This window comes from Dechloromonas denitrificans (genome assembly GCF_001551835.1).
GTDB lineage: Bacteria > Pseudomonadota > Gammaproteobacteria > Burkholderiales > Rhodocyclaceae > Azonexus > Azonexus denitrificans.
Map to the genome: position 1 here is coordinate 324,958 of NZ_LODL01000010.1, position 15,892 is coordinate 340,849.

Sequence of the window (15,892 nt, forward strand, 5' to 3'; positions counted from 1 at the left end):
TTGCGACACTTAAATGGCATGAAACTGCAGAGTTAAATCAGCCCTAAAACGGCCACCTCCAAGATTGATTGCAACTTAATTGCCTAACTGATCCATTTGTTACAAACAGTATAACTTGTGTACTGAGTCATGATGGTTGACTAGTCAGCACTAGGGTAGGTTGCAGACACTGTCGGAGCTTCACTCAAAAGCAGTCATTGTTCCCAAACCAACGTCACGACATGGGTGACCGCTACGAAGCGAAATTGGACGGCTGGGCTGTTCGGCAAATGGCAGCTATCGCTGCACAGCTGACATTTGCAGGCCAAGCTACGAGGACAGCAGCGGGTCGGGTGCTGCCCCTCCGAGATAACGAAGCAGTCATTGACCAGCGTCAGCGAATGAACGGCAGTTGAGCGGCGCATTGCTGCCCAATTCTGTCCGGACTCCCAAGGTCAGCTTTGGCCGAGTAGTGTGAATTGTTCTTCCGTCAGCTTCCGAAGTACAGCTGTCGTTCGGATGAATGCGCACAAGGGTAGCTGCTTGTAGAACTCCAATGATCATTGTCTCCCTTGAACTGCATGTTCAATGAGTTGCAACCTTGTATATGGATATCTGCCCAATGGACCTGAACGATTGTAGTAAGGAATGTTTATGCCGACTTCACCGGGCCGTCAGCCCATAGAGCCCGACACCCAAAATCCCAAAGATCCTATCCATCATCCCCATAAACCAGATCACCCTTTTCATGATGAACGTGAAGAAGAAGGGATCGAAACGGATGACGATGAAGATACAGGGTCAGATCCTTGGTGGATGTAGGGCTACTACAGCACACAGCCAGGAGCGTGCGTACATCCTCGCCAGATAGCTGACCGTAAAAGGGCTGCTCCACACCGAAACCTGCCTTATGGCCAACGGAAGGACGTCGGCCTTAGCGGCCGTTGGCTCAAGAATTGGCCAATGACTGCAACCCATTGCGGACGGTCAGGCCAACCGGCAGCGGACGTTGGCCTTGCAGGTAACGGCTACCGAAGCGGGGAGGGGCGGCTCCCCGTTACTCTAAAGGCGCTACCTTGGCCCGCGCCACGTGCAGTTTCTTGTAGCTGTCGATCAGGCGCTGGTGCCGATCCAGCCCTTCCAGTTGCAGGCTGGTTGGCGTCAGGCCGTGGAAGCGCACGCTGCCGTCCACCGAGCCGAGCACCGCATCCATGCGCGGGTTGCCGAACATACGGCGGAAATTCACCACGTAATCGTCCAGTTCCAGTTCGTCGTCGAGCAGCACTTCCAGCACCACGTTGAGCGCCTGGTAGAACAGGCCGCGCTCGACGGTGTTTTCGTTGTACTGCAGGTAGGCCTCGACCTGCTCCTTGGCGGCCGCAAAGTCCTGCAGCGCAAGGTTGATCAGCAGCTTCAGTTCGAGGATGGTCAGCTGCCCCCAGTCGGTGTTCTCGTCGAATTCAACACCGATCAGCGTGATGATGTCGGTGTAGTCGTCGAGTTCGCTGTCTTCCAGACGTTCGAGCAAGGCTTCCAGTCCGGCGTCGTCGAGGCGGTGCAGGTTGAGGATGTCGGCGCGGAAGGCCAGCGCCTTGTTGGTGTTGTCCCAGATCAGGTCGTCGACCGGGTAGATTTCCGAGTAACCCGGCACCAGGATGCGGCAGGCGGTGGCGCCGAGCTGGTCGTAGACCGCCATGTACACTTCCTTGCCCAGGTCTTCGAGGATGCCGAACAAGGTCGCGGCTTCGTCGGCGTTGGAATTTTCACCCTCGCCCGAGAAATCCCACTCGACAAATTCGTAATCCGCCTTGGCACTGAAGAAGCGCCAGGACACCACGCCGCTCGAATCGATGAAGTGCTCGACGAAGTTGTTCGGCTCGGTGACGGCGTTGCTCTCGAAGGTCGGCCGCGGCAGGTCGTTGAGGCCTTCGAAGCTGCGCCCCTGCAGCAGCTCGGTGAGGCTGCGTTCGAGCGCCACTTCCAGGCTCGGATGCGCGCCGAAGGAGGCAAAGACGCCGCCGGTGCGCGGGTTCATCAGGGTCACGCACATCACCGGGAATTCGCCGCCCAGCGACGCATCCTTGACCAGCACCGGGAAGCCCTGGTTTTCCAGTTCGGCAATGCCGGCGACGATGCCCGGGTATTTCGCCAGCACCTCGGCCGGCACGTCGGGCAGCGCGATTTCGCCTTCGAGGATTTCGCGTTTGACGGCCCGCTCGAAGATTTCCGACAGGCACTGCACCTGCGCTTCGGCCAGCGTGTTGCCGGCGCTCATGCCGTTGCTCAGGAAAAGGTTGTCGATCAGGTTGGTCGGGAAATACACCGTTTCGCCGTCCGACTGGCGCACGTAGGGCAGCGCGCAGATGCCGCGCTCGGTATTGCCGGAATTGGTGTCGTAGAGATGCGAGCCGCGCAGCTCGCCGTCCGGGTTATAGATTTCCAGGCAGTAGTCGTCGAGCAGGCCCTTGGGCAGCGCGTCCTTCTTGCCTGGCTTGAACCAGCGCTCGCTCGGGTAATGCACGAAAGCCGCGTTGGCGATCTCTTCGCCCCAGAACTGGTCGTTGTAGAAGTGATTGCAATTGGCCCGCTCGATAAACTCGCCCAGCGCCGAGGCCAGCGCGCTTTCCTTGGTGGCCCCCTTGCCGTTGGTGAAGCACATCGGCGAATGCGCATCGCGGATATGCAGCGACCAAACGTTGGGCACCAGGTTGCGCCACGACGCGATCTCGATCTTCATGCCCAGCCCGGCCAGAATGCCGGACATGTTGGCGATGGTCTGCTCCAGCGGCAGATCCTTGCCGGCGATATAGGTGCTCGCTGCCGAATCCGAATTCAGCGTCAGCAAAGCCTGTGCATCGGCGTCGAGATTCTCGACCTCCTCGATCACGAACTCCGGCCCGGTCTGCACCACCTTCTTGACAGTACACCGCTCGATGGAGCGCAAAATGCCCTGGCGGTCCTTGGCGGAAATATCCGCCGGCAACTCGACCTGGATCTTGAAAATCTGCTGATAGCGGTTTTCCGGATCGACGATGTTGTTCTGCGACAGGCGGATGTGCTCGGTCGGAATGTTGCGCGTATCGCAGTAGAGCTTGACGAAGTAGGCCGCACACAAGGCCGACGAAGCCAGAAAGTAATCGAACGGCCCCGGCGCCGAGCCGTCGCCCTTGTAGCGGATCGGCTGATCGGCGATGACCGTGAAGTCGTCGAACTTGGCCTCGAGACGAAGCTTGTCGAGAAAATTGACCTTAATTTCCATACGGGAATCCAAAAATAGCGTTCACAACGAATTGGCCGCCATTATCCGGCTTTCCTTGTGGGAAAACCGCGCTTCCCGGCAGTTGGGGAAGTCGGTGACTGGCGCCGACAAGCGCATGCATTGTTGTTGGCGCTAGCGCCGAGCCAGTATCAATGAGCCTTTTTCGCGCGGATTGAGGTCGATGCGTTCGATTGACGCGAAGCCGGCGGCCGTCAGCCAATTGCAATAATCTTCGTAACGATAGGTCTGGGTGCCGGTTTCGACCAGCAGGGTCAGGCGGAATGCGGCGTCCAGTGCGTCAAGCGGCGATTCGGCCAGGTACTCGTGAATGACCAGCAGGCCGCCCCGGGCGAGGGAGTTGCCGATACGCTCGATGATCTGGCGATTTTCTTCTGCTGTATGGTTGTGGGCGACCGAGAGATAAAACACCAGGTCATGTTCGTTGCCCCAGTCCTGCTCCTGCAAATCCCCGGGGATCAGGCGGATACGCTCGGCCAGCCCCTCGTTCGCGATGGTCGTCCCGGTCTCCGTCAAGGCACTGGGCAGGTCGACGATGGCGGCGCCGAGTTGGGGATAGTGCCGGCAAAACCGGATTGCATGCAGGCCATGCGAGCCGCCCAGGTCGAGCAGTCGATGCTGTTCCGCTGATACGGGGACGTGCTTGAGCAGATCCGGCCCGAGATCCGAGGCAAAGGCGGCCATGTACGACGAAAACAATTCACCGAGATGGGAGTGCTCGACCATGGCATCCCAGAGCGTTTTCTCGGGGTGGCCGCTACGCACCGCTTCGGCCAGGCCGCCCATCATCGGCCAGGCTTCATGCGTCCAGAGCAGGCCCGGGGTGTAATCCACCTGGCCGAGACTGGTAAACCAGCGTTGCGTACTCGCCGTATTGGCCAAAAGCCCTTCCTGTTTTTCCAGGTAGCCGAGGGCAATCAGGAAATCGGCCAGGGTTGCCGTACCTTTGGTGCTGGATTCGATCTTTGTCGCCAGTTGGGCTACCGAAAGCGGGCCTTGGGCCAAGGCTTCAAACAGCCCCAAACGCCCGGCCGAGATGATGGCTGATGATTTCATCATCGGCATGTAGACATCCAGCATGGCTAGCTCTGCCGAGCCGGTCGGCTGGCAAACATCGGGTTTGGGGACCCGGGTCGTTGTTGTCTTTGTCATGTTTTGTTGGGGCTCGGTCAAGCCAAAGCAGGCCAGGGGCATCTGGCCATCGTGACCGGGCAGGAGGTTTTCGAAGGCCCGGAGGATAGCGCAATCCCGCTTCGGCGAGCGGGCATTGTCTTGCCGTTACCGCTGACGAAGCTAGTGTCGAAGCCGCCAGAGCGTAACTTCGGAGAGCGTGTGCTGGAACTTGCGCTTGGTCTCGCGAATCACGAAGGGAACATCCTGCGGTGGGCCGAGCAGTTCGAAATGCGGCGCGAGCAGTGCCTGCAGACCGTCGAGGGTCGTGAAGTTCTCGCCATCCTTCTTGAAGCCGCCGAGCCAGTGTTCGCGCCGGGTATGTTCGGCCAGCCAGGTGTAGGGCGAGGCGATCAGCAGCAGGCCGCCCGGGGTCAGGCGTTGGTGGATGCCGGCCAGGAACTGGGCCGGGCTGTGCAGGCGGTCGATCAGGTTGGCGGCGAGAATCAGGTCATAAGCGGTGAAGTTCGGTTTCAGGTTGCAGGCGTCGCCCTGCCAGAAGCTGACGCGACTGGCCGTCTCGGCGAGGCCGAGTTCGGCCAGCGTGCGTTCGCGGTAGGTGACGAGTTCGCCTTCCTCCGGCAAGGTGTAGCGGATGCGTCCCTGTTCGGCCATCTGGGCGCCGAGGCCGATGAAGCGGGCGGAAAAGTCGATGCCGGTGACTTCGTCGAAATGCCGGGCCAGTTCGAAACAGGCGCGGCCGGTGGCGCAGCCGAGGTCGAGAGCGCGCCGCTTCGGTTGCTCGCTCATGGCGGCGACGGCCAGGGCGGCCAGGGTGGCCGGGAAGTTGGCGACACCGTAATAGCTGTCGCCGAAGTGGAACTCGGCGTACTGCGCCATCAGTTCGTCGGTTTCATAGTTCGAGGCGGGGTTGACCGCAGGCATCGCCGAAACGACATAGCGGAAGCCGGCGTGCTGGAAGAAGTGGCGGCGAAAGGCGTAGCGCGCCGCCAGTCGGGCCTCGTCGCCGCAGGAAGCCCAGGCGCCGCCCTTGATCAGGTTGTGGCGCCCGTCGAAGGTCGGCGCCGTGAAGTCGTCGTAGATCGGATGGACGGCAAAACCGTCGAACGGGTAGGTCGGGGTTTCCGTCCATTGCCAGACATTGCCGACGACATCGAACAGCGGGCCGTGGGCGAAGCGGTCTACCGGGCAGGGCGATGCCCAGTGGTCGAGGTGGATGTTGGCCGGGGCAGGCTGCTCGGGGTCGATTTCGCCGAGACCGGCAAAGTCGACCAGGCGATACCACTCGTCCTCACTCGGCAGGCGCACCGGTAGGCCGCTTTGCGCGGTCTTCCACTGACAGAAGGCCTTGGCCTCGTGGTAATTGGTCTCGACCGGCCAATCCCAGGGCATCGGCACTTCTTCGGTCATCAGGCGCAGCTGCCAGCGATCATCGGGCTGACGGACCCAGAAGCTCGGCTGCGTCGCCTGCGTGAAATTACGCCAGCCCAGTCCCTCCTCCTGCCACCAGCGGTCGTCGGCATAGCCGCCGGCGTCGACGAAGGCGAGGAATTCACGATTCGAGACCAGCAGGCGGCTGCTGCGAAAAGCCGCAATGTCGGCCTGGTGCGTGCCGTATTCGTTGTCCCAGCCATAGTGATCGTCCCTGAAGTCCTTGCCCAGCCGCACGCGGCCGGCCGGGATGTCCACCAGCGTGTTGTCCGGAGGTATGCCGTTAATGCGGCATGGTGCCCATGCCGGGTGGGGGCGGAGATAGTCCAGTCGATGCTGGCGGATCAGGACCGACGAAGTTTCCAGGTGGATGCGCTCGTGATCGATGCCCATCAGGATCGCCCACCACGGGTGCTGCCAGTCGATGGGCAGCGACAGTTCGGTAGTGCGGATGATGCGGTCGACCAGCTGGCGGACCTGATTCCGGTAGTCGCGCACGGCTGCGACGCTGGGCCAGTCGTAGCGGGTTTCGTCGAGATCGTCCCAGCTCATCTCGTCGACTCCGACCGCGAAGATCGATTCGAAGCGCGGATTGAGGCGTTGGTCGATCAGGCCGGCCAACAGCAGCTTGTTGATGAAAAAGGTCGCGGTATGCCCGAAATAGAAAATCAGCGGATGGCGCAGCCGGATTGCTTTTTCGTACCAGGCGGCGTCGCAGGCCAGGGTTTCGAACAGTTGTTCGTAACGATCGAAGGTGGCGTGGAAAGTGTCGAGAATGTCGCGCCGGACCGCGTCGACCGGCCGGTCAGCCAGTTGCGGGCTGCGTGGAAAGAGTGGCGTGCTCATGGCTGTAGTCAACCGAGGAAGTCCATTCAGCTTGGAGCGTCAAAGCATACTCTTCGCCTGCCGTTTCGATAACCGGGGGCGGCCGCCTTTTGCTGCGACTGCTTGGTCGATGTCGCCGCGGGCGTGAGTTATTTCACCGCCGTTTTCCGGCTCCCCATTTACACTTCGGCTGTACGCTGGTTCGGGCAGGGCAGTTCTGCCAACTGGCCGTGAAGGCAAGACAGGAGTGGTGATGAGCAAGTTGCAGAACAAGCGGGAAAACGGTGATGATCGGCGAGGTGTCGATCTTGGTCCGCCGTCCGGCTGGCGGGAGCGCCGCCGCTCGGTTGAGCGGCGCTTGCCCGAGGTCAGGGAAATCCCCTTCTCCGAGTGGCTGACCCACATCCCCGGCCATCAGGTCAAGGAAGTGGAGAAGGTGTGAGTCCCGCTTAAAAGATCGCCGCCAATGAAAAAACCGCCACGAATTGGCGGTTTTTTGCTTTGGGGGCCGAGCTTCGGGCCGGGCCGGAGAGGCTTAGTTTTCCTGCTCGTACACCACATCGGCCCGGCGGTTCTCCGACCAGGACTCTTCGTCGTGCCCCTTCAGCTTGGGGCGCGACTCGCCCAGCGTCTTGATGCTGAGCTGCTTTTCCGGGGCGCCGAGGCCGATCAGCGACTGGCGAACGTTTTCGGCCCGTTTCATGCCTAGTTGCCGGTTGTAGTCGGGGGCGCCGCGTTCATCGGCGTTGCCGTCGATCCGGATGCGCGATTTCGGGTTGCTCGCCAGGTAGCGGGCGTGGGCTTGCAGCGCCGGGTTGAACTCGGCCTTGACCTCGGTGCTGTTAAAGTCGAAATAGACGCTGCGCTGGGTACGCAGGCCGGCGCCATCCATCTTGATCGCGTTTTCCACCGTGGCGGCCGACGTGCTGGTTGCAACGCGGGGTTCCTGCTGCAGTTCCGGCGGCACCGGCTGGCCGAGCAGGCCCGGGTGTACCTTGAGGGCGCCGCTTTGGGAAATGTTCTTGTTGGCCGGCGCATCCTTGGTCGAGGCACAGGCGGCAAGCAGGGCGGAAAGCAACAGGGTGGCAGGCAGGGAGGCGCGCATCGTGAATTGGGCTGCGAGAAGAATGTCGAATGATAGCCGCTCGGCCGTTGAACGAACAGGCCTGATGGCCGTAGTGCGCTGTTTTAGCTGATCCGGAAATAAACAAATGCGTAATTTGTCTTTGTGGTTATAACAGCATCGGCTAAATTTCATTCCCTTCTTCCGTGAACAAGGTGTGCCATGTCTTCATTTCGCAAATCCGTTTCCGCGCTCCTGTTGAGCCTGGTGGCCAGCGCCGCGCTGGCCGATGCCACACTGCTGAATGCTTCCTACGATGTGGCTCGCGATGTTTACAAGGACTTCAACCCGATGTTCCAGAAATACTGGAAGGCGAAGGCGGGGGAAAGTCTGGAGCTGAAACAGTCGCACGGCGGTTCGACCAAGCAGGTGCGCGCCGTCGCCGACGGCCTTGAGGCTGATGTGGTGACGATGAACCAGGCCAACGATATCGAGTTCCTGGCCGACAAGGGGCTGGTCGCCAAGGACTGGGCGAAGAAATTCCCGAACAATGCGTCGCCCTACACCTCGGCGATGGTGTTCATCGTCCGCAAGGGCAACCCGAAGGCGATCAAGGATTGGTCCGACGTCGCTGCTCCGGGCGTGCAGATGATCATCCCGCATCCGAAGAACACCGGCAACGGCCGCAACACCTACCTGTCGGCCTGGGCCTGGGCGCTCAAGCAGCCGGGCGGCAACGACCAGAAGGCACAGGAATTCCTCGGCAAGTTGCTGAAGAACGCGCCGCTGTTCGCCGCCGGCGGCCGCGATGCGACGACCACCTTCATGCAGCGCAAGATGGGCGATGTGCTGATTACCTTCGAATCCGAGGCCGAAATGATCGCCAAGGAATTCGGCAAGGGCGAGTTCGAGGTGGTTTACCCGAGCCTGACCATGCAGACCGAGTTCCCGGTCGCCCTGGTCGAAAAGGTGGTGGACAAGAAGGGCACGCGCAAGCAGGCGCAGGCTTACCTGGAGTATCTGTGGTCGAAGGATGGCCAGGAAAATGCTGCGCAGAACTATCTGCGGCCGCGTGATCCGGAACTGCTGAAGAAGTACGCCGCCCAGTTCCCGGCCGTCAAGACCTTTACCGTCGATGAAGTGTTCGGTGGGGCGAACAAGGCGTTCGCTGTCCACTTCAAGGATGGCGGCAGCTTCGACCAGATCTACGTGCAGAAATAAATGGCCGCAAAGACGCATCGCGTGTTGCCCGGCTTCGGTCTGGCGCTGGGCTACACGCTGGTTTATCTCTCGTTGCTGATCCTGCTGCCGCTGGGCGGCATGGTTCTCAAGGCGTCCGAGCTCGGCTTCGGGCAGATCATCGATATCGCCCTCAGCGAGCGTTCGCTGGCCGCCTTTCGGGTGACTTTCGGCGCCTCGCTGATCGCGGCGCTGATCAACGGTTTCTTCGGCCTGATCGTGGCCTGGATCCTGGTGCGCTATCCCTTTCCGGGCAAGCGCTTCGTCGATGCGCTGGTCGATCTGCCCTTCGCGTTGCCGACCGCGGTGGCCGGTATCACGCTGGCCACGCTCTATGCCGGTAATGGCTGGCTCGGTCGCTACATCGAGCCGCTCGGCTTCAAGGTGGCCTATACGCCGTGGGGTATCGTCGTCGCGTTGACCTTCATCACGCTGCCTTTCGTCGTCCGGACCTTGCAGCCGGTGATCGAGGACATCGAAACCGAGGTCGAGGAAGCCGCTGCTTCGCTCGGCGCCTCGCGCTGGCAGACTTTCGTCAAGGTGATCTTCCCGGCCATCTTCCCGGCCCTGCTCACCGGCTTCGCGCTGGCTTTCGCCCGTGCCGTCGGCGAGTACGGCTCGGTGATCTTCATTGCCGGCAACCTGCCGCTGATCTCCGAAATCACCCCCTTGCTGATCATTTCCAAGCTCGAGCAGTACGACGTGCTCGGCGCCACGGCGCTGGCCGTGGTCATGCTCGGGTTGTCCTTCATCCTGCTGCTGGCGGTCAATGTGCTGCAATGGTGGACGGCAAATCGCCACAAGAACAATGAGCCGCTGGAAGTGACGGCGGCCAAAGCCGGAGGTGTGGCATGAAGTCCACGCGCGCCACGCAGGAACCGCGCTGGGTCCGCTACACGCTGCTCAGCGTCGGCCTCGGTTTCCTGTTCTTCTTCCTCGGCCTGCCGCTGGTCGCCGTCTTCGTCGAGGCGCTGGCCCAGGGTCTGCCGGTCTACCTGGAAGCGCTGAAGGAGCCGGAAACCCGCTCCGCCATCGGGTTGACCGTCGGCATTGCGCTGGCCGTGCTGCCTTTCAACATCGTCTTCGGTGTGGCGGCGGCCTGGGCCATCGCCAAGTTCGATTTCAAGGGCAAGAGCCTGCTGATCACGCTGATCGATCTGCCCTTCGCGGTATCGCCGGTCGTCGCCGGCCTGATCTTCATCCTGCTGTTCGGGGCCCAGGGCACCTTTGGCCCGTGGCTGGCCGAGCACGATCTGAAGATCATCTTCGCGGTGCCGGGCATGATCATCGCGACGCTGTTCATTACCTTCCCCTTCATCGCCCGCGAACTGATTCCGCTGATGCAGTCGCAGGGCAAGGACGAGGAAGAGGCGGCGGTGTCGCTCGGTGCCTCGGGTTGGCAGATGTTCTGGCGGGTGACGCTGCCCAATATCAAGTGGGGCTTGCTCTACGGGGTCATCTTGTCCAACGCCCGGGCGATGGGCGAGTTCGGCGCGGTGTCGGTGGTTTCCGGCCACATTCGCGGCGAAACCAACACCCTGCCGCTGCATGTCGAGATCCTCTACAACGAATACAACGCCATCGGCGCCTTCGCCGCCGCTTCCATCCTCGCCCTGCTGGCACTGGTCACGCTGGTCGCCAAGACCATCGTCGAGTGGCGGATGAAGAAGGAAACCGAAATGCTGAACACGGTGCTGGCACCGGAGAAAACCTGATGAGTATCGAAATCCGCAACATTTCCAAGCGCTTCGGCAATTTCGTCGCGCTCGACAACATCAATCTCGACATCCCGACCGGCGAACTGGTCGCCCTGCTCGGCCCCTCCGGCTGCGGCAAGACGACGCTGCTGCGCATCATCGCCGGCATGGAAAGCGCCGATCAGGGCGAAATCCTCTTTTCCGGTGCCGAGGCGACGCACCTGCACGCCCGCGACCGCAATGTCGGCTTCGTCTTCCAGCATTACGCGCTGTTCCGCCACATGACGGTGTTCGAGAACGTCGCCTTCGGCCTGCGCGTCAAGCCGCGCAAGGAGCGCCCGTCCGACGCCGAGATCAAGCGCCGGGTCATGGAGCTGCTCGGTCTGGTGCAACTGGACTGGCTGGCTGACCGCTACCCGTCGCAACTGTCCGGCGGTCAACGGCAGCGCATCGCGCTGGCCCGCGCATTGGCGGTCGAGCCGAAAGTGCTGCTGCTTGACGAACCGTTCGGCGCCCTCGATACCAAGGTGCGCAAGGAACTGCGCCGCTGGCTGCGCCGCCTGCACGACGAGATGCACATCTCCAGCGTCTTCGTGACCCACGACCAGGAAGAGGCGCTGGAAGTGGCCGACCGCGTGGTGGTGATGAACCACGGCAAGATCGAGCAGATCGGCTCGCCCGACGAAGTCTATTCCAGCCCGGCCTCGCCCTTCGTCTATCAGTTTCTCGGTAACGTCAATGTCTTCCACAGCCGGGTCCAGGGCGGCTATGCCGAAGTCGAGCGCCATGAGGCGTCGGAGAAAACCACCGCTTTCGTCCGCCCGCACGACATCGACATCGCGCTGCAACCGCTCGAGGATGGCCTGCAGGCGACGGTGCAGCATGTCCATCCGATCGGGCCGCTGGTCCGCATCGAGCTGCAGCACAACAGCGAAATCGTCGAAGTCGAGCTGTCGCGCGAGCGGCACGAGGCGCTGCAACTGGTCGTCGGTCAGGCGGTCTGGTTCCGGCCTCGGCAGATGCGAGTGTTCGGCGCCGACCAGTTGCCGCGGTCAACACCTGAAAAACAGGCCTTTTTGTTCTGATCCAGATCGGGGAAGGGCGCCGGGGGCGGGTGTTATAATCGCCCCCCATTCTGACCGCGCCAGCCCAATCCGGTGATTTTTACCCTCGGCATCAACCATCACTCCGCCCCGCTCGCCATTCGCGAACGGGTGGCTTTTGGCGCCGACAAGCTGCAGCATGCGCTGTCCGACCTGACCCGGAGCCAGTCGGTCAAGGAGGTGGCGATCCTGTCCACCTGCAACCGCACCGAAATCTATTGCTCGGCCGAAACGCCGGACGTGGTGATCGACTGGCTGGCCAAGTATCACCAGGTCGAGCGTGGCGAACTGTCGCCCTTCCTCTATACGCACGATCAGCCGGAAGCAATTCGCCATGCCTTCCGCGTCGCCAGCGGTCTCGACTCGATGGTCGTCGGCGAACCGCAGATTCTCGGTCAGATGAAGGACGCCGTGCGCGCCGCGGAAGAGAGCGGCACGCTCGGCACGCAGCTGCACAAGCTGTTCCAGCGTTCCTTCTCGGTGGCCAAGGAAGTGCGCAGCACGACGGCGATCGGCGCCAACATCGTGTCGATGGCGGCGGCTGGCGTGCATCTCGCCGAGCGCATTTTCGAATCGATCGAAGGCCAGCGCATCCTGTTCATCGGTGCCGGCGAAATGATCGAACTGTGCGCCGCCCACTTCTGCGCCCGTCAGCCAAAGCAGGTGACCATCGCCAACCGGACGCTGGAACGCGGCCGGGCGCTGGCCGAGCGTTTCAATGGCACTGCCATCCGCCTCGATGAGCTGGGCGAGCATCTGGCCGCCCACGACATCGTGGTCTCCTGTACCGCCAGCCCGCTGCCGATCATCGGCCTCGGCATGGTCGAACGGGCGATCAAGATTCGCCGGCATCGTCCGATCTTCATGGTCGACCTGGCCGTGCCGCGCGATATCGAGGAAGAAGTCGGCGCCCTCGACGACATCTTCCTCTACACCGTCGACGATCTGGCCCAGGTCGTCGAAAGCGGTCTGGAGTCGCGCCAGGCGGCGGTGGTCGAAGCCGAGGACATCATTGCCAGCCGCGTCCAGGATTTCCTCGGCTGGCTGCAGGCCCGCGACACGGTGCCGGTCATCCGTTCGCTGCGCGACTCGGCCGAGCGCATGCGCCGGCACGAGATGGAACATGCAATCAAGCTGCTGGCCAAGGGCGAGTCGGCCGAGCGGGTGCTCGAGCACCTGTCGCAGCGGCTGACCAACAAGTTCCTGCATGCGCCGACCCAGGCGCTGAACCAGGCCGAAGGCGGCGAGCGTGCCGAACTTCAGTCAGCCGCCAGCCGGCTCTTTCATCTGCATTCGAACGACTGAGTCGTGCTGCGGGCGGGGCGCCCGCACCAGCCGGTTGCGACCGCTGCGCTTGGCTTCCAGCAAGGCCTGGTCGGCCGCCTCGATCAGGCTGGCCGCCGTCGTGTAATCCGGCAGCGCGGCAACGCCGCAGCTGAAGCTGGCCCGCAGCGCACCGCGGGCATGGGCATGCGGCAGCTGCGAAAAATCCTCACGAATCCGGTCGAGCAGGCTGCAGGCCCGTTCGAGGTCGGCATCGGGCAGTGCAATGATGAATTCCTCGCCGCCATAGCGGCCGATCAGGTCGCTGTTGCGCAGGCGGCCGCGCAGCAGCCAGGCCAGGCTGCGGATGACCTGGTCGCCGACCGGGTGGCCGTAGTTGTCGTTGATCGACTTGAAGCGGTCGATGTCGATCATCGCGACGACCAGATGGCGGGCCGGCGAACTGGTGCGCAGCAGGCTTTCCAGTTGCCCCTTCGAGGTCGAGTGATTGAGCAGGCCGGTCAGGCTGTCGTGCCGCCCCGAGTAGAGCATTTCACGGTAGCGCTCGATCTTTGTCCTTACCACCGAGGCGAGGATGATCGGGTTGATCGGCTTGGTCAGGAACTGGTCGCCGCCCAGGCGCAGGGCTTCGACCTGCTGCGCGATATCGGTTTCGCTCGACAAGTAAATCACCGGCAACGACTGGTATTCCGGAATCTGGCGCAGGGCGCTGGTTACTTCGACGCCGGTGCAGAAGGGCATGTACATGTCCATCAGGATGGCATCGGGGCGATAGTCGGCGGCCGCCTGCAGCAGCGTGCGCGGGTCGCCGATGGCGCGGCTGTCGATGCCGTGCTGCGACAGCGAGCGTCGGATGTGGGCGATGGCGGTGGCCGAGTCCTCGACGACTAGGACGCGATGCACTTCATGTTCGCGCGTTTCGACCAGATCGAGAATCCGTGACAGCACGTCGCTCACCTTGTTGCCGACCGGCACGCAGGCATCGGCGCCGGCTCGCTGCAACTGGACGATGCTTTCCAGGCTGGCGGGCACCGACAGGCAGTAGAAATAGCTGGTTGGGCAGGCGGTGCGCAAGGCCTTGATGGCGGTGATGGCGCTCAGTGGATAAACGCAGCCTTCGCGGTCGGGGATGAAAACGATGGCCAGCGGCGGCTCGTTCTCGATGTCGAAGGCGGTGCTCTCCCAACGCTGCTCGGCCGGCTTGAAACCAAAAAAACTCAGTTGTTCGGAGAGCGATGCGGTCCACGGGTGCTCGGCGCGCGAAACGATCAGCACCCGGCGCGGCCGGTGCCAGGCCTCGTCGTTGTTGTCCGGCTCGTCGGTCTGGCGGCGGGGCTGGACGGCCGGTGTCTCATGGCGGTGCAGTTCGGTCAGGATGATGCCGAGCTGGCGCTCGATGGCGCTGGCCTGGTCATCCGGGATCGGGTGCATCGAGCGGTCGCCGAACAGCGCCAGGGCTGCGTTTTCCAGTTCCTGGCAGGCGCGGACCAGGCCGGGCAGATGCTGGCGGCTGAGCTGTTCGGTCAGCCCGTTCAGGGACAGCGTGAATTCGACGAAAACGTCCGAATCGCCGCCCTCACGATAGCTTTTCCAGCGCAGTTCAAGCGTTTCTGCAAGGGCGATGACCGAATGGGAGATGGCTGGCATGGGATGACTTCCGCAATCGGCGGATTATGCTATTTGAAAGGCTGTGTGGCAATCGCCATCCATCGCCGACGGAAGGTGTTCTCGGGTACCATTACGCCCCTTCGCACACCCGGGCCGGCTGGCTATCCGAAATGAAATCGAGCATTCGCCAAAAACTTGATCTGCTGGTCGATCGCCTCGACGAAATCGATCGCATGCTGTCGGCGCCGAGCACGGCCGGCGATATGGATCAGTTCCGCAAGCTGTCGCGCGAGCGGGCCGAAATCGAGCCGGTGATCCTCCAGTTCAACGCCTTCCGCCAGGCCGAGAACGACTTGGCCGAGGCCGAGGCGATGCGTGATGACCCGGAAATGCGCGATTTCGCCGAAGAGGAAATCGCCGCCGCCAAGGCGCGCCTGCCCGAACTCGAAACCGAGTTGCAGAAGCTGCTGCTGCCGAAAGACCCCAACGACGAGCGCGGCGTGCTGCTCGAAATCCGCGCCGGGACCGGCGGCGACGAGTCGGCGCTGTTCGCCGGCGACCTTTTCCGGATGTATTCGCGCTATGCCGAGCGTCAGCGCTGGCAGGTCGAAGTAATGTCGGCCAGCGAGTCGGAACTCGGCGGTTACCGCGAAATCATCTGCCGGATCGGTGGTAATGGCGCTTATTCGCGGCTCAAGTTCGAATCGGGTGGCCACCGCGTGCAGCGCGTGCCGGAAACCGAAACCCAGGGCCGCATCCATACCTCGGCCTGTACCGTGGCGATCATGCCGGAAGTCGATGAGGTCGAGGATGTGAACCTCAATCCGGCCGACCTTCGGATCGACACCTTCCGCGCCTCCGGGGCCGGCGGTCAACACATCAACAAGACCGATTCGGCGGTGCGCATCACCCACCTGCCGACCGGCATCGTCGCCGAATGCCAGGATGGCCGCTCGCAGCACGCCAACAAGGCGTCGGCGATGAAGGTGCTGGCGGCGCGGATCAAGGACGTCCAGGTCCGCGCCCAGCAAGCCCACATTTCCAGTACCCGGAAGAGCCTGATCGGCTCCGGCGACCGTTCCGAACGCATCCGGACCTACAACTTCCCGCAGGGGCGGATCACCGACCACCGGATCAACCTGACGCTGTACAAGATCGCCGCGATCATGGACGGCGACATGGACGAACTGCTCGGTGCGCTGGCCGCCGAACACCAGGCCGACTTGCTGGCCGAGCTGGCCGAACAGAACTGAAA

The 15,892-nt window shown here is 62.3% G+C and carries 13 protein-coding genes; 8 read left to right on the forward strand and 5 right to left on the reverse strand.

Features of this window, described 5'->3' with window-relative positions:
• Nucleotides 1-633 precede the first annotated feature (633 nt).
• Entirely contained in the window at nt 634-801 is a 168-nt protein-coding gene (locus AT959_RS21030; protein ID WP_157651221.1) for a hypothetical protein, read from the forward strand.
• 235 nt (nt 802-1,036) lie between these two features.
• On the opposite strand, the gene AT959_RS05790 is transcribed toward AT959_RS21030, so the two are convergent.
• The 3 genes from AT959_RS05790 to ovoA form a co-directional block, all read right to left on the reverse strand.
• Nucleotides 1,037-3,238, reverse strand: a complete 2,202-nt coding sequence (locus AT959_RS05790) for an OsmC domain/YcaO domain-containing protein (protein ID WP_066881543.1) — start codon at nt 3,236-3,238, stop codon at nt 1,037-1,039.
• A 132-nt stretch (nt 3,239-3,370) separates the two neighbouring features.
• Nucleotides 3,371-4,336, reverse strand: coding sequence for a methyltransferase (locus AT959_RS05795; RefSeq protein ID WP_066881545.1), 966 nt, complete (start codon nt 4,334-4,336; stop codon nt 3,371-3,373).
• Nucleotides 4,337-4,549: 213 nt separating this feature from the next.
• Nucleotides 4,550-6,664, reverse strand: coding sequence for a 5-histidylcysteine sulfoxide synthase (gene ovoA, locus AT959_RS05800; RefSeq protein WP_066881553.1), 2,115 nt, complete (start codon nt 6,662-6,664; stop codon nt 4,550-4,552).
• A gap of 232 nt (nt 6,665-6,896) precedes the next feature.
• On the opposite strand from ovoA, the gene AT959_RS05805 reads away from it, so the two are divergent.
• Nucleotides 6,897-7,085, forward strand: a complete 189-nt coding sequence (locus tag AT959_RS05805) for a hypothetical protein (RefSeq protein ID WP_066881558.1) — start codon at nt 6,897-6,899, stop codon at nt 7,083-7,085.
• Nucleotides 7,086-7,178: 93 nt separating this feature from the next.
• Here the strand turns inward: AT959_RS05805 and AT959_RS05810 are convergent, their stop codons facing one another.
• Nucleotides 7,179-7,748, reverse strand: a complete 570-nt coding sequence (locus AT959_RS05810; protein WP_066881562.1) for an OmpA family protein — start codon at nt 7,746-7,748, stop codon at nt 7,179-7,181.
• A 180-nt stretch (nt 7,749-7,928) separates the two neighbouring features.
• Between AT959_RS05810 and AT959_RS05815 the strand changes: the two genes are divergently transcribed.
• The 5 genes from AT959_RS05815 to hemA all read left to right on the forward strand — a co-directional run bounded on the left by AT959_RS05815 (nt 7,929) and on the right by hemA (nt 13,050).
• Nucleotides 7,929-8,927, forward strand: coding sequence for a sulfate ABC transporter substrate-binding protein (locus tag AT959_RS05815; RefSeq protein ID WP_066881566.1), 999 nt, complete (start codon nt 7,929-7,931; stop codon nt 8,925-8,927).
• The gene (gene cysT / locus AT959_RS05820; RefSeq protein WP_066881568.1) at nt 8,928-9,800 is read left to right on the forward strand and encodes a sulfate ABC transporter permease subunit CysT; all 873 of its coding nucleotides are present in this window, start codon (nt 8,928-8,930) and stop codon (nt 9,798-9,800) included.
• Nucleotides 9,797-10,660, forward strand: a complete 864-nt coding sequence (gene cysW, locus AT959_RS05825) for a sulfate ABC transporter permease subunit CysW (RefSeq protein WP_066881573.1) — start codon at nt 9,797-9,799, stop codon at nt 10,658-10,660. Before cysT ends, cysW begins: the two co-directional genes overlap by 4 nt.
• The gene (locus tag AT959_RS05830) at nt 10,660-11,727 is read left to right on the forward strand and encodes a sulfate/molybdate ABC transporter ATP-binding protein (protein WP_066881575.1); all 1,068 of its coding nucleotides are present in this window, start codon (nt 10,660-10,662) and stop codon (nt 11,725-11,727) included. The genes cysW and AT959_RS05830 overlap by 1 nt, the downstream gene beginning before the upstream one ends.
• A gap of 72 nt (nt 11,728-11,799) precedes the next feature.
• Nucleotides 11,800-13,050: a glutamyl-tRNA reductase gene (gene hemA / locus AT959_RS05835; RefSeq protein WP_066881578.1), complete on the forward strand. Its 1,251-nt coding sequence runs from the start codon at nt 11,800-11,802 to the stop codon at nt 13,048-13,050.
• Here hemA and AT959_RS05840 read toward each other — a convergent pair.
• Entirely contained in the window at nt 13,009-14,676 is a 1,668-nt protein-coding gene (locus tag AT959_RS05840) for a GGDEF domain-containing response regulator (protein ID WP_066881580.1), read from the reverse strand. The genes hemA and AT959_RS05840 overlap by 42 nt on opposite strands.
• A 131-nt stretch (nt 14,677-14,807) precedes the next feature.
• Between AT959_RS05840 and prfA the strand changes: the two genes are divergently transcribed.
• Nucleotides 14,808-15,890: a peptide chain release factor 1 gene (gene prfA / locus AT959_RS05845; protein ID WP_066881583.1), complete on the forward strand. Its 1,083-nt coding sequence runs from the start codon at nt 14,808-14,810 to the stop codon at nt 15,888-15,890.
• Nucleotides 15,891-15,892: the final 2 nt, after the last annotated feature.